20 protein-coding genes and 1 riboswitch are annotated in these 19,091 nt (G+C 60.9%); of the genes, 12 read left to right on the top strand and 8 right to left on the bottom strand.

All coding sequences use genetic code 11. The annotated features are described in order from the left end of the window. Positions 1–36: 36 nt before the first annotated feature. Both madL and madM read left to right on the top strand, forming a co-directional pair. Complete coding sequence (gene madL / locus FJD34_RS14295) at positions 37–429, top strand: malonate transporter subunit MadL (protein WP_032858764.1); 393 nt, start codon at positions 37–39, stop codon at positions 427–429. 5 nt (positions 430–434) lie between these two features. After that, complete coding sequence (gene madM, locus FJD34_RS14290; protein ID WP_090292300.1) at positions 435–1,199, top strand: malonate transporter subunit MadM; 765 nt, start codon at positions 435–437, stop codon at positions 1,197–1,199. A 118-nt stretch (positions 1,200–1,317) separates the two neighbouring features. On the opposite strand, the gene FJD34_RS14285 is transcribed toward madM, so the two are convergent. Continuing rightward, positions 1,318–2,232 carry a LysR family transcriptional regulator gene (locus tag FJD34_RS14285; protein ID WP_032858760.1) on the bottom strand — a complete coding sequence of 305 codons (915 nt, stop codon included), beginning with the start codon at positions 2,230–2,232 and terminating at the stop codon, positions 1,318–1,320. A 132-nt stretch (positions 2,233–2,364) separates the two neighbouring features. Between FJD34_RS14285 and trhA the strand changes: the two genes are divergently transcribed. Then, positions 2,365–2,982 (top strand): PAQR family membrane homeostasis protein TrhA, encoded by a 618-nt coding sequence (gene trhA, locus FJD34_RS14280; RefSeq protein ID WP_032858758.1) that lies wholly within the window; start codon positions 2,365–2,367, stop codon positions 2,980–2,982. A 59-nt stretch (positions 2,983–3,041) separates the two neighbouring features. On the opposite strand, the gene FJD34_RS14275 is transcribed toward trhA, so the two are convergent. Further along, positions 3,042–3,944 carry a LysR family transcriptional regulator gene (locus tag FJD34_RS14275; protein WP_090292298.1) on the bottom strand — a complete coding sequence of 301 codons (903 nt, stop codon included), beginning with the start codon at positions 3,942–3,944 and terminating at the stop codon, positions 3,042–3,044. A gap of 106 nt (positions 3,945–4,050) precedes the next feature. Here FJD34_RS14275 and FJD34_RS14270 point away from each other — a divergent pair, with 106 nt between their 5' ends. The 3 genes from FJD34_RS14270 to FJD34_RS14260 are packed head-to-tail and all read left to right on the top strand — an operon-like array spanning position 4,051 to position 6,582. Next, positions 4,051–5,292, top strand: a complete 1,242-nt coding sequence (locus FJD34_RS14270) for a D-amino acid dehydrogenase (protein WP_032858754.1) — start codon at positions 4,051–4,053, stop codon at positions 5,290–5,292. A 9-nt stretch (positions 5,293–5,301) separates the two neighbouring features. Further along, positions 5,302–5,655, top strand: a complete 354-nt coding sequence (locus FJD34_RS14265; RefSeq protein ID WP_032858752.1) for a RidA family protein — start codon at positions 5,302–5,304, stop codon at positions 5,653–5,655. A gap of 24 nt (positions 5,656–5,679) precedes the next feature. Next, positions 5,680–6,582 carry a transporter substrate-binding domain-containing protein gene (locus tag FJD34_RS14260; protein WP_032858750.1) on the top strand — a complete coding sequence of 301 codons (903 nt, stop codon included), beginning with the start codon at positions 5,680–5,682 and terminating at the stop codon, positions 6,580–6,582. A 129-nt stretch (positions 6,583–6,711) separates the two neighbouring features. Here the strand turns inward: FJD34_RS14260 and FJD34_RS14255 are convergent, their stop codons facing one another. After that, positions 6,712–7,431, bottom strand: a complete 720-nt coding sequence (locus tag FJD34_RS14255; protein ID WP_032858748.1) for a 16S rRNA (uracil(1498)-N(3))-methyltransferase — start codon at positions 7,429–7,431, stop codon at positions 6,712–6,714. A 164-nt stretch (positions 7,432–7,595) separates the two neighbouring features. Beyond that, positions 7,596–9,002, bottom strand: coding sequence for an adenosylmethionine--8-amino-7-oxononanoate transaminase (locus FJD34_RS14250; protein ID WP_032858746.1), 1,407 nt, complete (start codon positions 9,000–9,002; stop codon positions 7,596–7,598). A 274-nt stretch (positions 9,003–9,276) separates the two neighbouring features. Here FJD34_RS14250 and FJD34_RS14245 point away from each other — a divergent pair, with 274 nt between their 5' ends. Further along, positions 9,277–9,828 (top strand): cytochrome b, encoded by a 552-nt coding sequence (locus tag FJD34_RS14245; protein ID WP_032858744.1) that lies wholly within the window; start codon positions 9,277–9,279, stop codon positions 9,826–9,828. A 32-nt stretch (positions 9,829–9,860) separates the two neighbouring features. Then, positions 9,861–10,460, top strand: coding sequence for a YceI family protein (locus FJD34_RS14240; protein WP_065942728.1), 600 nt, complete (start codon positions 9,861–9,863; stop codon positions 10,458–10,460). A 102-nt stretch (positions 10,461–10,562) separates the two neighbouring features. Here FJD34_RS14240 and FJD34_RS14235 read toward each other — a convergent pair whose 3' ends face one another. From FJD34_RS14235 to ahcY, 4 genes are all read right to left on the bottom strand, one after another. Then, entirely contained in the window at positions 10,563–12,443 is a 1,881-nt protein-coding gene (locus FJD34_RS14235; protein WP_032858740.1) for a DEAD/DEAH box helicase, read from the bottom strand. Between the two features lie 222 nt (positions 12,444–12,665). Continuing rightward, complete coding sequence (locus tag FJD34_RS14230) at positions 12,666–13,469, bottom strand: substrate-binding periplasmic protein (protein ID WP_032858739.1); 804 nt, start codon at positions 13,467–13,469, stop codon at positions 12,666–12,668. 127 nt (positions 13,470–13,596) lie between these two features. After that, positions 13,597–14,442 (bottom strand): methylenetetrahydrofolate reductase [NAD(P)H], encoded by an 846-nt coding sequence (gene metF, locus FJD34_RS14225; protein WP_032858737.1) that lies wholly within the window; start codon positions 14,440–14,442, stop codon positions 13,597–13,599. Positions 14,443–14,620: 178 nt separating this feature from the next. After that, positions 14,621–16,030 (bottom strand): adenosylhomocysteinase, encoded by a 1,410-nt coding sequence (ahcY, locus tag FJD34_RS14220; RefSeq protein ID WP_032858735.1) that lies wholly within the window; start codon positions 16,028–16,030, stop codon positions 14,621–14,623. A gap of 21 nt (positions 16,031–16,051) precedes the next feature. After that, a riboswitch (S-adenosyl-L-homocysteine riboswitch) is annotated at positions 16,052–16,159 on the bottom strand. Positions 16,160–16,357: 198 nt separating this feature from the next. On the opposite strand from ahcY, the gene FJD34_RS14215 reads away from it, so the two are divergent. The 4 genes from FJD34_RS14215 to FJD34_RS14200 all read left to right on the top strand — a co-directional run bounded on the left by FJD34_RS14215 (position 16,358) and on the right by FJD34_RS14200 (position 19,064). Next, positions 16,358–16,756, top strand: coding sequence for an acyl-CoA thioesterase (locus FJD34_RS14215; protein ID WP_029297383.1), 399 nt, complete (start codon positions 16,358–16,360; stop codon positions 16,754–16,756). 85 nt (positions 16,757–16,841) lie between these two features. Then, the gene (locus tag FJD34_RS14210; RefSeq protein WP_032858734.1) at positions 16,842–17,729 is read left to right on the top strand and encodes a formate/nitrite transporter family protein; all 888 of its coding nucleotides are present in this window, start codon (positions 16,842–16,844) and stop codon (positions 17,727–17,729) included. An 83-nt stretch (positions 17,730–17,812) separates the two neighbouring features. Next, positions 17,813–18,646: an EamA family transporter gene (locus FJD34_RS14205; RefSeq protein WP_032858733.1), complete on the top strand. Its 834-nt coding sequence runs from the start codon at positions 17,813–17,815 to the stop codon at positions 18,644–18,646. A gap of 31 nt (positions 18,647–18,677) precedes the next feature. Next, the gene (locus FJD34_RS14200) at positions 18,678–19,064 is read left to right on the top strand and encodes an MAPEG family protein (protein ID WP_032858731.1); all 387 of its coding nucleotides are present in this window, start codon (positions 18,678–18,680) and stop codon (positions 19,062–19,064) included. The last annotated feature ends 27 nt before the right edge of the window (positions 19,065–19,091 follow it).

Below are 19,091 nucleotides of genomic sequence, written 5' to 3'. Positions count from 1 at the left end.
CAACAATTTCGATCAAGCATCAAGAGGACAACCAGCATGATTATCTACGGTGTGGCGTTTCTGGCGCTGTGTACCCTGGCGGGCCTGTTTATCGGCGAGCTGTTGGGCAAATGGATGGGCATCCCGGCCAACGTCGGCGGGGTGGGGATCGCGATGTTGCTGCTGATCGGCCTGGGCAGTTACCTGGGCAAGCGTGGCCTGTTTACTGGCAAGTCGGAGCAGGGCGTGAGCTTCTGGGCGGCGGTGTATATCCCGATTGTGGTGGCCATGGCGGCCCAGCAAAACGTCTATGGCGCGATCAGCGGTGGTCCCATGGCAATCCTCGCCGGCACCTGCGCGGTGGTGGTGGCATTTGCCCTGGTACCGGTGTTGGTCCGCATCGGCAACCGTGAGCCGGATGCGGTCGTCACCACCAAGTCGGCAGGGTGAGCGCGATGTACGAATCCTTGATGAAAGTCATCACCGGCTACGGCCTGATCAGTGGTTTTGCGGTGATCGGTCTGACCATGTGGGTGTCCTACTGGATCAGCGATACCTTCACCAAAGGCCGCTTGCATGGGTCGGCTATCGCGATCCTGCTGGGCCTGGTTCTGTCCTATGTGGGGGGTGCGTTTACCGGCGGGTCCAAGGGCGTGGTGGATATCCCGCTGCTGTCGGGCATTGGTCTGCTGGGCGGGGCGATGCTGCGGGACTTCGCCATCGTCGCCACGGCGTTTGGGGTGAGTGTCGATGAGCTCAAGCGCGCGGGGTATGTGGGGGTGCTGGCGCTGTTTGTCGGGGTCGGCTCATCGTTTATCGCGGGCGTCGGAGTGGCCATGGCCTTTGGTTATACCGATGCGGTGAGCCTGACTACCATCGGTGCTGGCGCCGTGACCTATATCGTCGGGCCGGTGACCGGGGCGGCGATTGGCGCCAGTTCCGAGGTGATGGCGCTGTCCATTGCGGCGGGGTTGATCAAGGCCATTTTGGTGATGGTGATGACCCCGTTCGTGGCGCCGCTGATTGGCCTGAACAGCCCGCGCAGTGCGGTGATCTTCGGCGGCCTGATGGGCACTTCCAGCGGCGTCGCGGGCGGGTTGGCGGCGACCGATCCGAAGCTGGTGCCTTATGGTTGCCTGACGGCGGCGTTTTATACGGCGCTGGGGTGTTTGTTGGGGCCTTCGTTGTTGTTTTTGATGATGCGGGGGTTGGTGGGGTAGGGCGTAGATCGCTGTTAAAAGATAGGGTCCCATCGCAGGCAAGTCAGCTCCCACATTGGAATGCATTTCAAATGTGGGAGCTGCGGTGCGACGATTCGACTTGCCTGCGATGGCGGTTTCAATCCTGCCGATTGGCATACATCCGACACTCTGCCAACAACGCCAGCAAATTCGGATCGCGCTCCTTGGCCTTCAAGAACACCACGCCAATGTGCTGCTGCAGCCGGTAGCGTGCCTGCAATGGAATCAGCTTCACCCGGTTCTCATACACCGCCGCAATCCTTCCCGGCAGCAATGCATATCCCACCCCCGAGCTGACCATGCTCAGCAAGGTGAAGATGTCGTTGACCTGCATCGCCACCTTCGGCTCGAAACCCGCCTGTTTGAACACCCGTGCGCCATCCTGGTGAGTGGCGAAGCCTTGGGTCAGGGTGATGAAGGTGGCGTCGCGCACCTGGGCCAGGTCGATTTCCTGTTCGCGGTCCAGGGGCGAATCGGCGGGGGTAGCGAGGAAGATGTCATCGGAAAACAGCTGGATCTGCGCGCAGTCCGGCTCCATCACCTGGTCGTCGAGGGAGATCAGGATCGCGTCGACTTCCATGTTCTTGAGCTTGTACATCAGGTCGACGTTGGAGCCCAGGATCAGGTCGATATTGAGCTCGCTGCGGCGGATTTTCAGGCCCATGATCAGTTGCGGCACGGTCTTGACCGTCAGCGAATACAGGGCGCCGAGCTTGAAGCGTTCGGCGGAGAAACCAGCGGCCTCGCGGGTCAGGCGCACGCTATCGACCACGTCTTGTACCAGCTTCTGTGCGCGTTCTTCGAGCACGTAGGCGCTTTCCAGCGGGGTGAGGTTGCGGCCTTCGTGCTTGAACAACGGGCAGCGCAGGGCGTTTTCCAGGGAGTGGATGGCCCGGTGCACGCTGACATTGCTGGTCTGCAACTCGGCGGCGGCGCGGGCCAGGTTGCCGGTGCGCATGAAGGCCAGGAAGATTTCCAGTTTCTTGAGGGTGAACTCTTCATCGATCTGCATGGCGATGACTCTTATTCGAATGCGTTCGATTGTGCCCTTAAAGCGCCGCAACCGTCATAACGGTCTTGCACTCTGGCCTGTCAGGCCTGAGCCTTACGGGGTCGATGCAGCAGTTTTGGAGGTTGGCGACACATGTATCACGGAGAACGATTCAACGCCTGGAGTCATTTGCTCGGCGCCGTGGCGGCCTTTATCGGCGCGGTGTGGATGCTGGTGGTGGCGAGCATGGACGGCAGCCCGTGGAAGATCGTCAGTGTGGCGATCTATGGTTTTACCCTGCTGGTGCTGTACAGCGCCTCGACGGTGTATCACAGCGTGCGCGGGCGCAAAAAAGAAATCATGCAGAAGGTCGATCACTTTTCGATCTACCTGCTGATCGCCGGCAGCTACACCCCGTTTTGCCTGGTGACCCTGAACGGGCCATGGGGTTGGACGTTGTTCGGGATTGTCTGGGGGCTGGCGGTGATCGGGATCCTGCAGGAGATCAAGCCGCGCTCCGAGGCGCGCATTTTGTCGATTGTGATCTATGCGGTGATGGGCTGGATCGTGCTGGTGGCGGTCAAACCGTTGATTGCCGCGTTGGGTACGGACGGTTTTATCTGGCTGGCGTCGGGTGGGGTGCTGTACACGGTGGGGATTATCTTTTTTGCCCTGGAGCATCGGCTGCGGCACTCCCATGGGATCTGGCATTTGTTCGTGATCGGCGGCAGCCTGCTGCACTTTGTGGCGATCATGCGCTATGTGCTCTGACAGACCACATGGAGCTGGTTTTTGTGTGGGCGCTGGCTCCTACAGGGTTCTGCGGTGTTTTAGAGGCGGTCTAGCTGCTCCTGGGCACGGCTGCCAAAGATCTCCAGCAGGCTGGCCAACATATGCGGCGGCGGTTCATCCGCGCGGGTCAGGGCGTACAGGGTGATGGGCAGCGGCGGGGCCAGGGGACGGATGCAGGTGCTGTCGGTGGAAGCGCCCAGCGCGGTGAAGGGGTCGATCACGGCCAGGCCGGCGCCGGACTCCACCATGGCCCGGGCCAGGGAGTAGGTCTGGACTGAAATGCGCACGCGCGGCGGCGGTTCGACGGCCTCCAGGTAACTATCGAGTCGCGCCGACAGCGGGTCGGCGCTGGACAGGCCAATCAACGGTGCGCCCGCCAGGGCCATCAAGGGCAAGGGCTTGCCCAGTTCAGCCTGTGCCCAGTAACCCCGTGGTGCCAGCGCGACCAACACGCCATGGGCCAAGGCCTGGGCTTTGAGCCCTGGATGGTCTGGGGACTTGAGCGTCAGCGCCACATCCATCTCGCGCATCAACAGGTTTTGCACCAGTTCGCGGCTGTGGGCGCTGGACAGTTCGCAGGCAATGTCCGGGTAGCGTTGGGTCCACTCGCCAATCGCCGGTGGCAACAATGACAAGGCCAGGGCCGGTGTGGCGCCGATGCGCAGGCTTTGGCCGGGCGCGCGCCGCAGGTTCTGGGACAGGCGCCGCACGCCTTGCAGGCTTTCGCTGACCTTATCGACTTCGCGCTCCAGGGCCAGGGCTTCCGGGGTGGGCTGCAGTTTGCCGCGTATGCGCAGGAACAGCGGGAAGCCCAGTTGCAGTTCGGCGTGTTGCAGCACTTTGGTCACCGCCGGTTGCGAGACGTGCAGCAACTGCGCGGCGGCGCTGACGGAGCCGGTCTGGCGGATGGCCTGGAAGATTTCGATATGACGCAAGCGCATGACGAGTCCATAACCTTTGTTTATAGGTGGTCCATCTTTATTCATTGTCCGGCGCCTGTCACCTGCCCCTAGTCTTGTACGCTCATAACAAGCATCGAGAACGCACATGGCTCAGCAGGTTTGCATCATTGGCGGTGGGGTCATCGGTCTGGCGAGCGCCTATGCCCTGGTGCGCGCCGGCATGGACGTGACGGTGGTCGAGGCCCGCGACAGCCTGGGCAGCGAGACCAGTTTTGCCAATGGCGGCCAACTGTCCTATCGCTACGTCGCGCCGCTGGCGGACAAAGGCGTGCCATTGCAAGCGATTGGCTGGATGCTGCGCGGTGACTCGCCGTTGAAGCTGCGGCCCCGCCTGGACCCGGCGCAATGGCGCTGGATGGCCTCGTTCCTCGGCGCCTGCCGGGCTTCGGTGAACAAGCGCAATGCCAGCCACTTGCTGCGCCTGGCCACCTTGAGCCAGGGCATCTTGCAGCAATGGCGCGAAGAGGATGGGCTGGACGGCTTCGACTGGCAGCGCAACGGCAAGCTGGTGACGTTTCGCAGCCATCACACCTTCGAGCATGCCCGGGGCAAAGTCATGGACCGCCTGCAACAGCAGGTGTTGTCCGCCGCTGATTGCACACGGCTGGAGCCGACCCTGGGCGCCCAGGATTTTGTCGGTGGGATCTACACGCCCAATGAAGAAGTGGCGGACTGTCATGCGTTTTGCCAACAATTAGCCGCGCGCCTGGAAGCGTCGGGCCGCTGCCGGTTTTTGCTGGGCCGCAAGGTCTCCGGTATTCGCCATGCCAACGGCACGGTGCAGGCGATTGAGTTGGGCGACGAGGTGATGCCGGTGGAGCACCTGGTGCTGGCAGCGGGGGTGCGCAGCCCCGAACTGGCCTTGCCGGGCATCGCATTGCCGTTGTACCCGCTCAAGGGCTACAGCTTGAGCGTGCCGATTGGCGAGGAGCATGCAGCGCCAAGGATCAGCATCACCGACTATGACCGCAAGATCGTGTATGCACGTATCGGCGAGCAGTTGCGGGTGGCGGCAATGGTCGACATCGTCGGTTTTGATACGGGCCTTGAGCCCAAGCGCCTGGCCCTGATCAAGCGCCAGGCCAGTGAGACCTTCCCCCTGGCCGGCGATTACAGCCAAGCCATCGAGTGGGCCGGCATGCGCCCGGCCACCCCCAGCGGCGTGCCGCTGATTGGCGCCAGTGTGTACCGCAACCTGTGGCTCAACCTCGGTCACGGCGCCCTGGGTTTCACCCTGGCTTGTGGCAGCGGCCAGGTGTTGGCGGAACTGATCGGCCAGCACAGACCTTCCATTGATATGCAGGGCCTTGCGCCCCGCGCCGCTTAGGACATAGCAATGACCATCACCCGGATCAACAGCAACAGTCGCCTGTCGGGCGCCGTGACCTTCCAGGGCCTGGTATTTCTCTCCGGCCAGGTGCCGGACGAAGGCCAGGACGTCACCACCCAGACCCGAGAGGTGCTCGCCAAGATTGATGCGCTACTGGCCGAGGCTGGCAGCGACAAGGATCATCTGCTCAACGCAACCATTTACCTGAAGAACATCCAGGATGGCTTTGCGCCGATGAACGATGTCTGGTCCGCCTGGCTCACGCCCGGCCAGGCACCGACCCGCACCACCCTGCAGGCGGAACTGGCACGCCCGAGCGTGCTGGTGGAAATCAGCGTCATTGCTGTACGTCGTCCATAACAAGAAAACCAACGGAGAATAACAATGCACAAAATCACGTTGATCGGCACTGCACTGGGGCTGCTGTTGACGGCCCAGGCCCAGGCCAATGAAGCGCCGCTGACGGGCACCCTGGCCAAGGTCGCCAATGCCAAGAGCATCACCCTGGGCTACCGTGATGCGTCGGTGCCGTTTTCCTATGTCGGTGACCACACCGGCAAACCCATGGGTTACTCGGTGGACCTGGCGAGCAAGATCGTCGAGCGCATCCAGCAGAAGACTGGCGTGCCCCAGCTCAACGTGAAGTACAACCTGGTCACCTCCCAGACCCGCATTCCGTTGGTGATCAACGGCACCGTGGACCTTGAGTGCGGCTCCACCGGGGTGACGGCCGAGCGGCAGAAGCAGGTGGCGTTTTCCTATGGCTTTATCTACGTGAAGGGCCAGTTGCTCACCGCCAACGACAGCGGTATCCAGCGCTTCGCCGACCTGCGTGGCAAGAATGTGGTGACCACCGCCGGTACCACCAACGAACGGTTCCTCAAGAGCTACAACCACGAGCACAAGTTGGATATGTCGGTAATCAGCGCCAAGGACCATGGTGAAGCGTTCCAGATGCTGCAATCGGGCCGCGCCGTGGCGTTCTATATGGATGACGCTTTGCTCTACGGCGAGCGTGCCAAGGCCAAGGACCCGCACAAATGGGTGGTGGTAGGCGAGGAGCAGTCGCGAGAAATCTACAGCTGCATGGTGCGCAAGGACGACCCGCAGTTTCTGGCGGTGGTCAACGAGACCCTGGGCGAGCTGTACAGCTCGGGGGAAATCAATGGGATTTACCAGCGCTGGTTTGAACAGCCGATTCCGCCGAAGGGCTTGAACCTGGAGTTCCCGATGACCAGCGAGCTGAAGGCGATCATTGCCAAGCCGGTGAGTGATCCGGTGGAGTAAACACTCAATCCCCATGTGGGAGCGGGCTTGCTCGCGAAAGCGGTGTGTCAGTCAATACATCCGCAGACTGATAAAACGCTATCGCGAGCAAGCCCGCTCCCACATTTTTGATTGGGTTTACATGCAGGGTTAGAAGTCGCCCCAGAGTTGTTGAGCAACGGATAGCGCGACTACCGGTGCAGTCTCGGTGCGCAACACCCGCGGGCCCAGTCGTGCGGCGTGGAAACCTGCGTGTTGTGCGGTTTCTACTTCGCCATCGGTCAAGCCACCCTCCGGCCCGATCAAGAACGCCAGGCTCGACGGCTTGGCATGGCTCACCAGCGGTTCGGCCACCGGGTGCAGCACCAGTTTCAAATCGGCCTCGACCTGTTTCAGCCAGTCGGCCAGCAACAGCGGTGGGTGAATCACCGGCACTGTCGAGCGGCCGCATTGCTCGCAGGCGCTGATTGCGACCTGGCGCCAGTGCAGCAGGCGTTTGTCGGCACGTTCGTCCTTGAGGCGCACTTCGCAGCGTTCGCTGAAGATCGGCGTGATGGCGTTGACCCCAAGCTCGGTGGCTTTCTGGATCGCCCAGTCCATACGCTCGCCACGGGACAGCCCCTGGCCCAGGTGAATGTGCAGCGGCGATTCGACCTGGCCGGCGAAGGCTTCGGTCAGTTGCACGGTCACGCGTTTTTTCCCGACTTCCAGCAGGCTACCGCGAAACTCCTGGCCAGAGCCGTCGAACAGTTGCACGGCATCGCCTTCGTTCATTCGCAGCACGCGGCTGATGTAATGCGCCTGGGCTTCGGGCAACTCGTGGTCGCCAAGGCTCAGCGGGGTATCGGTGAAAAAGCGCGACAGTCTCATGGGTGTTCTCTGCAAATAATGTGTGTGTTGCTATACGGCGGGAGCGACGCTTTTCCTGTAGGAGCCGGCTTGCCGGCGATGGAGGTCAACGATGACGAGGGTTGCCCGGATGAACGCGGCGTCCTCACGTTTTTCGCCGGCAAGCCGGCTCCTACAGGGGAGGGTTAGCCGGGGTCGCGAAAGCCTGGGTGAAAGTCTTTCGGGACTGCCACGCTGACTTTGCTGTTGGTGGCGATATCAATGCCTTCAGTCGCCACTTCGGCCAGGAAGTCGATCTGCTCCGGGGTAATCACGTACGGCGGCAGGAAATACACCACGCTACCCAGGGGACGCAGCAAGGCCCCGCGTTCCAGGGCGTGTTCGAATACTTTCAGGCCGCGCCGTTCCTGCCACGGGTAGGCGGTCTTGGTGGCCTTGTCCTGCACCATCTCGATGGCCAGCACCATGCCGGTCTGGCGCACTTCTGACACATGGGGGTGGTCCACCAGGTGCGCGGTGGCCGTGGCCATGCGTTGGGCCAGGGCCTGGTTGTTCTCGATGACGTTGTCTTCTTCGAAGATATCCAGGGTCGCCAGGGCCGCCGCACATGCCAGCGGGTTGCCGGTATAGCTGTGGGAATGGAGGAAGGCGCGCAGGGTCGGGTAGTCGTCGTAGAAGGCGCTGTACACATCTTCGGTGGTGACCACGGCCGCCAGTGGCAGGTAGCCGCCAGTCAGGGCCTTGGACAGGCACAGGAAGTCCGGACGGATGCCCGCCTGTTCGCAGGCGAACATGCTGCCGGTACGGCCAAAGCCCACGGCGATTTCGTCGTGGATCAGGTGTACGCCATACCGGTCGCAGGCCTCGCGCAGCAGCTTGAGGTACACCGGGTGGTACATGCGCATGCCACCGGCGCCCTGGATCAGCGGTTCGACGATCACGGCGGCGACGCTGTCGTGGTTGTCCGCCAGGGTCTGTTCCATGGCCTGGAACAGGTTGCGCGAGTGTTCTTCCCAGCTCATGCCTTCGGGGCGCAGGTAGCAGTCCGGGCTGGGCACCTTGATGGTGTCCAGCAGCAAGGCCTTGTAGGTCTCGGTGAACAATGGCACATCGCCTACCGACATCGCGGCGATGGTTTCGCCGTGGTAGCTGTTAGTCAGGGTGACGAAGCGCTTTTTGTTCGGCTGGCCGCGGTTGAGCCAATAGTGAAAGCTCATCTTCAGCGCGACTTCGATGCACGACGAGCCATTGTCGGCGTAGAAACACCGGGTCAGGCCTTCGGGTGTGATCTTCACCAGGCGCTCGGACAGTTCGATCACCGGCTGGTGGCTGAAACCGGCGAGGATCACGTGCTCCAGTTGGTCCACCTGATCCTTGATGCGCTGGTTGATGCGCGGGTTGGCGTGGCCGAATACGTTGACCCACCAGGAACTGACGGCATCGAGGTAGCGTTTGCCTTCGAAGTCTTCCAGCCATACGCCTTCACCGCGCTTGATCGGCACCAGCGGCAGTTGCTGGTGGTCTTTCATCTGGGTGCAGGGATGCCACAGCACCGCAAGGTCGCGCTGCATCCACTGGTTATTCAAGCCCATCTTTTAGTCTCCTCGAAGCGCTGCCACGGCCTGCGCAGGCAAAACAATCGCGCAAGCCTATGCAATGGCGGGCTGTGTCACAACCCATGAACGGTGAATTGGCAGTAAATGCAGGACGGTCTGTCACGTTTCTGCTGAATAGTCCTTAATCCCTGGTTAATTTAGTGTTCATAGGCTCAAGATCGGATTAATCGATCTTTCGAAGCAAAATTTTCCGCTTTATATCGATAGATAAATCGCTAGTCTTGGGCACAGTTCTTACGGGATTTGGGTAATGCAGCTACGAAACTCATCGACCCGCTACGGCTGGGTCAGCATTGTTATTCACTGGAGCGTGGCGCTGGTGGTGTTTGGTTTGTTCGCGTTGGGCCTGTGGATGGTCGGTCTCGACTATTACAGCGCCTGGCGTAAAGACGCACCGGATTTGCACAAGAGCATTGGCCTCACGCTGTTTGCCGTCATGTTGGTGCGTATTGTCTGGCGTCTGCTCAGCCCGCCGCCGCCAGCGTTGGCCAGTTATAGCCGCATGACGCGGATCGGCGCGGCATTTGGCCATGCGTTCCTGTATCTCGGGCTGTTTGCCGTGATGATTGCTGGCTACCTGATTTCCACCGCAGACGGTGTCGGGATCCCGGTGTTTGGTTTGTTTGAAATTCCTGCCGTGGTTTCCGGTCTACCGGACCAGGCAGACGTAGCTGGCCTGGTGCATTTGTACCTGGCCTGGGTACTGGTGGTGTTTGCCGGCCTGCATGGCGTGGCGGCCTTGAAACACCACTTTATTGATCGTGATGCGACCCTGGTGCGTATGCTGGGGCGCAAAGCCTGATGTTCAACCTCGACTCACAAGGAATAGAAAGCATGTTGAAAAAGACTCTCGCCGCTCTGGCAATCGGTTCTGCTCTGCTGTCTGCAGGTTCGGTGATGGCCGCTGACTACGTGATCGACAAGGAAGGCCAGCACGCCTTCGTCGACGTCAAGGTCAGCCACTTGGGCTACAGCTTCATCACCGGTACCTTCAAGGATCTGGACGGCAAGTTCAGCTTCGATGCGGCCAAGCCTGAAGATGCCAAGATCGAAGTGAATGTGCGCACTGCTAGCATCTTCACCAACCACGCCGAACGTGACAAGCACGTGACCAGCAAGGACTTCCTGGAGTCGGGCAAATTCCCTGACGCCAAGTTTGTCTCCACCAGCGTCAAGCCAACCGGTAAGAATGCTGATGGCAAGCTGACCGCCGATGTGACCGGTGACCTGACTTTCCACGGCGTTACCAAGCCGATCGTGGTCAAGGCTACTTTCCTGGGTGAAGGCAAGGATCCATGGGGCGGCTACCGTGCCGGCTTTGAAGGCACCACCAGCATCAGCCGCAAAGAGTTCCATAAAGACGGCATGGACGTTGGTCCACAGTCCGACAAAGTTGAGTTGTACATCACCTTTGAAGGTGTAAAAGCGAAGTAATCCTTCGTCTGTAGGAGCGAGCAAGCTCGCTCCTACAGTTTGAAGGCATAAAAAAACGCCCCGTATCGCAAGATACGGGGCGTTTTTTATGCTTTTGACAACCTAGCGGTTGCGAGTCAGCAACGCAGGTTTTTCACCACGAGGACGGCCTGGCAGTTGATCCAACTGTTCAGGTGTCAGGATCCGATCACTTTTCGATTCTTTGTGAATGATCTTCGGTGCAGGGCCGCCGCGCGGGTTCTGCACAGCCGGCTCTGACAAGCGCGGCTGCTCATCACGAGCCGGGCGACGGTTGCGCGACTCTTCGCGACGGGCCTGGCCATCACGCGGTGCGCCGTTACGCGGACCACTGCGCTTGGCAGGTGGCGTACCGGTGGTGCCACCGCTGTTGTTGCGCGGACCATTCTGGCGACCCTGTGGCTGAGCACCGGTGCGCGGAGTACCGGCGCCAGCACCCGGTGCCGGGGCACCTGGACGACGACCACGGCCCTGGGCCGGCTTGGCCTGGGGCACGTAGTCAACGCGGTTACCAAAGTTATCCACATCGTCGTCGAGGAACTCGTCCGGTGCGCGGTCAGCGGCAGCACGTGGCGGCTGGCTCGGCTGGCGCTGTTCGCGGGCCGGGGTACCTTCGCGGGGCTTCTGCTCACGGGCTGGGCGTTCGCCACGGCCGTTGGTTGGCGCTTTTTCCTTGCCGCCCTTGTCCTTGCCTTTGTCGCGACGACCACCGCCACCACCGCCGCCGTTCGGGCCATCGCCCTTTGGACCGCGTGGGTTGCGTGGGTTACGCACGTCCGGACGCTCGCGCACTTCCGGTTTTTCGGCTTCCACGGTGCTGGAATCGAAGCCCATCAGGTCGCCGTCGGCGATTTTCTGCTTGGTCATGCGCTCGATGCTTTTCAGCAGTTTTTCTTCATCCGGCGCGACCAGGGAAATGGCCTCGCCCGAACGACCGGCACGGCCAGTACGGCCGATACGGTGCACGTAGTCTTCATCGACGTTTGGCAGCTCGAAGTTGACCACGTGTGGCAGTTGGTCGATATCCAGGCCGCGGGCGGCGATATCGGTGGCAACCAGGATGCGTACGGAGCCAGCCTTGAAGTCGGCCAGGGCCTTGGTCCGCGCGTTCTGGCTCTTGTTGCCGTGGATGGCGACGGCGGTCAGGCCGTGCTTGTCCAGGTACTCGGCCAGGCGGTTGGCGCCGTGCTTGGTACGGGTGAACACCAGGACCTGTTCCCAGGCGCCAGCGGTGATCAGGTGGGCCAACAGCGAGCGCTTGTGGCTGGCTGGCAGGCGGAACACCCGTTGCTCGATACGCTCGACCGTGGTGTTGGGCGGCGTGACTTCGATGCGCTCGGGGTTGTGCAGCAGCTTGCCGGCCAGGGCGGTGATGTCATTGGAGAACGTTGCCGAGAACAGCAGGTTCTGACGCTTGGCCGGCAGGCGTGCGAGGACTTTCTTCACGTCATGGACAAAGCCCATGTCGAGCATGCGGTCGGCTTCGTCCAGCACGAGGATTTCCACGTGGGACAGATCGACGCTGCCTTGGCCGCACAGGTCGAGCAAACGACCAGGGCAGGCGACCAGCACGTCAACACCACGGGACATGGCCTGGACCTGTGGGTTCATGCCGACGCCGCCGAAGATGCAGGCGCTGACGAACTTCAGGTCGCGGGCATACAGCTTGAAGCTGTCATGCACTTGGGCTGCGAGTTCGCGGGTGGGGGTCAGGACCAGTACGCGCGGTTGGCGCGGGCCGTGACGCTGGGATTTGTCCGGGTGACCGTTGGGGAACAACCGCTCCAGAATCGGGAGGGCGAAGCCACCGGTTTTACCAGTACCTGTCTGTGCCGCGACCATCAGGTCGCGACCTTGCAACACGGCGGGAATGGCCCGCTGTTGCACCGGAGTAGGCTCGGTATAGCCCGCTGCCTCGATGGCGCGGACTAAAGCCTCGGAGAGACCGAGGGAAGCAAAGGACATGAGTAATCCTGTTTTAGTTAGGGCTTGGCCCAAAGGGATAATCTTGCCGGGCGCGAATGGCGCTTAGGGGAGCGCAATCCCGTCCGGTCCTGCTGCGTCTGGCGGGCACTCCACCGGCTCGCGCGGGCTGAAAAGCTGCGCTGTAGCGGGGTTGGGTGCCTTTTTCAAGACCTCAGCGGCCGGGCGTAAGCCTGGCGGAAAGGCCGGAGTATAACAGAGCAATCACTGCGCGCTGCTTTCCTGCTGCTCAACGGTGTCGTCCAGCCGTGCTGACGGAGCTATTTGTGCGTGTGAACCGGCATATTTTGCGCTCAAGGCCGCGTAGGCGGGCTCTTGCTTGAAGCGCTTGAGTTCGGCGGCAAAGCGCTGGACCAGCAAGTCCATGCCTGCGCCACGGCGTACGGCGAGGAATTGCTTCTGGCTGCTGATCACCGGCGGCGCCTGGGTAACCTGGTTTTCCAGGCCCAACGCCTTGAGCACATGTTGGCCGACCCGGCGGTCGGTGATCACCAGGTCAATCCGACCACGGGCCAATTTACCGAAGTTGGCTTCATGGCTGGGGGCCGGCTCACGGGTGAATCCCGAGGACTCGCTGAATTCGCGGCCATACAGGTAGCCCGGCGAGGTGCCGATGGTCAGCCCCTTGAGGTCATCCAGGGTCTGGAACGGATGTGGGCGCTGATTGGCGTAGAACATCACAAACTCAACCTGGGACAGCGGTTCGCTGGGGTAAAGCAGCGCTGCGTCCCGCTCATGGCTGTGAAAGATATCCAGCGCGCCATCGGCCAGGCCCTGGTCGAGCATGGCCAGGCAACGCTTCCAGGGCAGGAACTGCCATTGCACCTCGATCCCCAGGCGCTGGAACACGATGACCGTGGTCTCGTAGTCGAGCCCGCGCATCTGGCCGTTTTCTTCGTAGACGTAAGGCGCCCAGGGTTCGGTGACAATGCGCAATTTCTCGCCGTGGGCGGTCAGGCTCAGGCAAGTAAAAAGAACGGCGGTCAACAACTGGAGAATGACGGGCATACCCTGAGGTTACGACTGTCTCAGGTTAAAGAGAAGCTCTGGATCGGGGATCTTCAGGCAGCAAACCTGAACTTTTATTGTGCTGCCGACCCGCAAGGATTCCGGGCCGGCAGTACACAGGGCAGCCTCAGCGTGGCAGCTTGAGGTTGTTCCAGATCGCCAGGCTCGGGTCAGCCTGGTTCAGGGTGTAGAAGTGCAGCCCGGGTGCGCCACCTTGCAGCAGGGTCTCGCACATTTCACTGATGACCTGCTCGCCGAAGGCCTGGATGCTTTTGACGTCATCGCCATAAGCTTCCAGTTGCTTGCGCACCCAACGCGGGATTTCTGCACCGCAGGCGTCAGAGAAACGCGCCAGCTTGCTGTAGTTGGTGATCGGCATGATGCCCGGCACGATCGGGATATTCACGCCCAGGGCCTGCACGCGCTCGACGAAGTAGAAGTAGCTGTCGGCGTTGAAGAAGTACTGGGTGATCGCACTGTTGGCGCCGGCATTGGCTTTGCGTACGAAGTTGTGGAGATCGTCTTCGAAGTTGCGCGCCTGGGGGTGCATTTCCGGGTAGGCGGCCACTTCGATGTGGAAGTGGTCACCGGTCTCTTCCCGAATGAAGCTCACCAGGTCGTTGGCGTAACGCAGCTCGCCGCTGGCGATACCCATGCCGGACGGCAGGTCACCGCGCAGGGCGACAATGCGCTTGATGCCGGCGGCCTTGTATTGGGTCAGCAGGCCGCGCAGGTCGTCCTTGCTGTCGCCCACGCACGACAGGTGCGGAGCGGCAGGCACTTTGACTTCGCTTTCCAGCTGCAGCACGGTGTTGATCGTGCGATCGCGGGTCGAGCCGCCTGCGCCGTAGGTGCAGGAGAAAAAATCGGGGTTGTAGCTGGCCAACTGCTTAGCAGTCGCCATTAGTTTTTCATGCCCAGCATCGGTCTTGGTCGGGAAGAACTCGAAGCTGTAGCGACGGTCTTGGGACATGGTAATACCCTTGGAAACTCGAAGGCCTGGAAGGCATACACAATCGAAGCGGGTGCCGGGCTTTCTGTGGGAGCTGGCTTGCCTGCGATAGTGTCACCACGGTATTGCTCAAATACCGAGGTGCCTGCATCGCGGGCAAGCCCGGCTCCCACAGAAGAGCCGGCGCCAGCAGGGCCGATCAGTAGCGGTAGGCGTGCGGCTTGAACGGACCTTCAACCGTCACGCCGATGTAGTCGGCCTGGGTCTTGGTCAGTTGAGTCACGACGCCGCCGAAGCCGCGGACCATTTCCAGGGCCACTTCTTCGTCGAGTTTCTTCGGCAGTACTTCCACGGTCAGGCGCTCGGCTTTCTGGGCGGGCGACAGGTCGGCGTATTTCTGGCCGAACAGGAAGATCTGCGCCAGTACCTGGTTGGCGAACGAGCCATCCATGATGCGGCTTGGGTGGCCCGTGGCGTTGCCCAGGTTCACCAGGCGGCCTTCGGCCAGCAGGATCAGGTAGTCGTCGTTCTGCGGGTCGAAATCACCGGCACCGGTACGGTGAACCTTGTGCACCTGAGGCTTCACTTCTTCCCATGCCCAGTTCTTGCGCATGAAAGCGGTGTCGATTTCGTTGTCGAAGTGACCGATGTTGCATACCACGGCGCGCTTTTTCAGGGCCTTGAGCATGTTGGCATCGCACACATTCACGTTACCGGTGGTGGTCACGATCAGGTCGATCTTGCCCAGCAGGGCCTTGTCGATGCTGGCTTCGGTGCCGTCGTTCTGGCCGTCGATGAACGGCGAAACCACTTCGAAACCGTCCATGCAGGCTTGCATGGCGCAGATCGGGTCAACTTCGGAAACCTTGACGATCATGCCTTCCTGACGCAGGGACTGGGACGAACCCTTGCCCACGTCACCGTAGCCGATCACCAGGGCTTGCTTGCCCGACAGCAGGTGGTCGGTGCCGCGCTTGATCGCATCGTTGAGGCTGTGACGGCAGCCGTACTTGTTGTCGTTCTTGCTCTTGGTCACCGAGTCGTTGACGTTGATGGCCGGGATTTTCAGCTCGCCCTTGGCCAGCATGTCCAGCAGACGGTGTACGCCGGTGGTGGTTTCTTCGGTCACGCCGTGGACGCGGTCCAGGATGGCCGGGTATTTCTTGTGCAGCAGCTCGGTCAGGTCGCCGCCGTCGTCGAGGATCATGTTGGCATCCCAAGGCGCGCCATCTTTCAGGATGGTTTGCTCCAGGCACCACTCGTACTCTTCTTCGGTCTCGCCTTTCCAGGCGAAGACCGGGATGCCGGCAGCAGCGATAGCCGCCGCGGCCTGGTCTTGAGTCGAGAAGATGTTGCAGGACGACCAACGCACTTCGGCACCCAGGGCAACCAGGGTTTCGATCAGCACGGCAGTCTGGATGGTCATGTGGATGCAGCCGAGAATCTTCGCGCCCTTGAGCGGCTGTTCAGCGGCGTACTTGCGACGCAGGCCCATCAGGGCTGGCATTTCGGATTCGGCGATAAAGGTTTCGCGACGGCCCCAGGCAGCGAGGGACATGTCGGCGACTTTGTAGTCGGTAAAACCTGCAGGCGTGTTGACAGCGCTCATGAAGAGCCTCCATTCGTAGTGTGCGAATGGGCGCCGTTGTGCGTTTAGTATCCAACCAGGACAACCCGGCTGGGCAACGCCCCATCCGAGCCTGACAGGCCGGGGCCTGCTGCAGCGCCCCTCGGACAGGTGGCGGGAGAACGGTATCAATCGCAGATGACCGTTTTGAAACGGTGGCGATTATAGCCGCCTGCGCCCGACTTCCCAAGCCTTTCTGTCGGCGCCATGAAGATCGCTCATGACACTGATAGGCAATGCCTCATAGAGCTTGGGCCGGCGCTCTGCCATGATGTTGCCCATCATTTCGCAAGACGCTTTGGAGTGAACATGAACTTCCACACCCGCAAATGGGTAAAACCCGAAGACCTCAACCCCAACGGCACCCTGTTCGGTGGCAGCCTGTTGCGCTGGATCGACGAAGAAGCGGCGATCTATGCGATTGTCCAACTGGGCAACCAGCGGGTGGTGACCAAGTACATCTCCGAGATCAACTTTGTCAGCGCTTCGCGCCAGGGCGACATCATCGAGCTGGGCATCACCGCTACCGAGTTTGGCCGCACCTCCATCACCTTGACCTGTGAAGTGCGCAACAAGATCACGCGCAAGAGCATCCTGACCGTGGAAAAAATGGTCTTCGTCAACCTCGGCGAGGACGGCCTGCCGGCGCCCCATGGTCGTACCGAGATCAAGTACGTGAAGGATCAGTTTCAGGACGACAGCGAGTAACGATCCGCCGTGTAGCGGTGGTCATTGAACGCTCTTGAGGGCGCACTGGTCGTACCTGAAATCGCCCCCTCGTTCAGGTACGCCCATGGCCACGCAAAAAGACGGCAAGACCCCCAACCTGTCGCAGGAAGAGCAGCAGGACGTGGACAAGAACCAGCCACCCAGGGCGGCGGTGCTGCATGAAATCATTCGCACCCAGGGCGACCAGGAGCTGGAGCGCAGCGTAGCGGCGTTGTGGTGGTCGGCGCTGGCGGCCGGCTTGACCATGGGCCTGTCCTTGATGGCCATGGGGTTGCTCAACTCACGTCTGCCGGACGGCGAGGGCTTCAAGGTGATTGCCAGCCTTGGCTACTGCGCAGGCTTTCTCGCGGTGATTCTCGCGCGCCAGCAACTGTTCACCGAAAACACCCTGACCGCCGTGCTGCCGGTGATGAGCAAACCGACTCTGGGCAATGCCGGGCGCTTGTTGCGGTTGTGGACGGTGGTGCTGGTGGGCAACCTCTGCGGCACCTTGCTGGTGGCCTATGTGATGTTGCACTTGCCGATTTTTGATGCCAAGACCGACCTGGCCTTTCTCGACATCGGGCGCAAGGTCATGGAGAACGACACCGGCCAGATGTTCGCCAAAGGCATCGTCTCCGGTTGGATGATCGCCACCATGGTGTGGATGATCCCGTCCATGGAAAGCGCCAAGATGTGGATCATTATCCTGATCACCTACCTGATGGCGCTGGGCGACTTTACCCACATTGTGGTCGGCTCGGCGGAGGTGTCCTACCTGGTATTTGCCGGCGAGTTGCCGTGGAAGGACTTCTGGCTGGTATTCGCCGGCCCGACCCTGGCCGGCAATATCATCGGTGGCAGTTTTATCTTCGCGCTGATCAGCCATGCGCAGATTCGCAGCGAAAGCAGCTTGCCGGGCAAAAAGGCTGCGGATCCCAGGCATCCGCAGCCGATCGACAAGGATCAGTGACGCCAGGGTGTAGAGGGTGCGCCAGCGCGGTATTTGGTATAAATATGGGCTGACACATCACGAATCACTTATAGGAGGTTCCATTGCTTGCGACAGTCTTGGTACTGGTAGCGGCACTGTTGCATGCGACGTGGAACACCTTGATCAAATTCAGCGGCGAACGCCTGTTGGTGATCGCCTGCATGGACAGCGTTGCGCTGTTGTTTGTTCTGCTGGCGGTGGGGTTTGTGTCGCTGCCGCCCCTGGAAATCTGGCCGTGGATCATCGCTTCGGCCTTGTTCGAGTTGCTCTACCGTTACCTGTTGATCCAGGCCTATCGCGTCGGCGACCTGGGGCTGGTGTACCCGTTGATGCGTGGTTTATCACCGCTGGTGGTGCTGGCGCTGACCCTGGTGTTTGCCGGGGAAGTGCTCAGTACCCAGCAGATTGTCGGCATCCTGCTGATCCCGTTCGGCATGCTGTGCCTGTTGTGGCAGGGCGGTGGCGGGGATCGGTTGCCCTGGTCGATGTTGCCGGTGGTGGCGCTGATCGGCCTGTGCATCGGCTGCTATACCTTTCTCGACGGGCAGGCGCTGCGGCGCTGGTCGCACCCGTTGGATTACCTGGTCTGGCTGACACTGCTCAGCGCCTGGCCCTTTCCGCTGTTGGCCATGGTGCGCAAACGTGCCGCGTTCAGCCTGTTCTGGCGAACCCAGTGGCGATTGGGGCTGAGCGTGGGATTGTGCGTGTTGTTGAGCTACGCTCTGGTGCTTTGGGCCATGCAGTTGGGCTCGATTGCCGAGGCCGCCGCGCTGCGGGAAGTCAGCGTGATCCTGGTGGTGTTGTTCGGCATGCGTTACCTGAAAGAACCTTTCGGCCGCTCCCGGCTCTTAGCCTGTGGGTTGGTGTTGATCGGCATGCTCGTGATGAAACTCTAACCAGCGGATAAAACTAAAAAAGGAATGAGTGATGACTGTCGCTTTCTGGTGTGTGTTGATCGCAATTTTTCTGCCGTACCTGTGTACCGGCGTGGCCAAATTCAGTGGTGGCAAATTCGGGCCCCGGCAGAACCATGACCCCCGGGCCTTCCTGGAAACCCTGGAAGGCTTTGCCAAGCGTGCCCATAGCGCGCAGCTCAACAGCTTTGAAGTGACCCCGGCGTTTGCCGCCGCGGTGATCATTGCCCACATGGCAGGCAATGCGGAACTGGTGACCATCAACGTACTGGCGGTTCTGTTTATCACCAGCCGCCTGCTTTTCATCATCTGCTACCTGGCGGACTGGGCGATCTTGCGCTCGCTGGTGTGGTTCGTGGGCATGGCGTTGATTGCGAGCTTCTTCTTCGTCTCGATGTAAGGTCCACCGCAGATCCAGTGTGGGAGC

The sequence above is a fragment of the Pseudomonas brenneri genome (assembly GCF_007858285.1).
GTDB lineage: Bacteria > Pseudomonadota > Gammaproteobacteria > Pseudomonadales > Pseudomonadaceae > Aquipseudomonas > Aquipseudomonas brenneri.
Note: the sequence above shows the minus strand (reverse complement) of the source record. Positions and strands in the feature narration are given on the sequence as shown.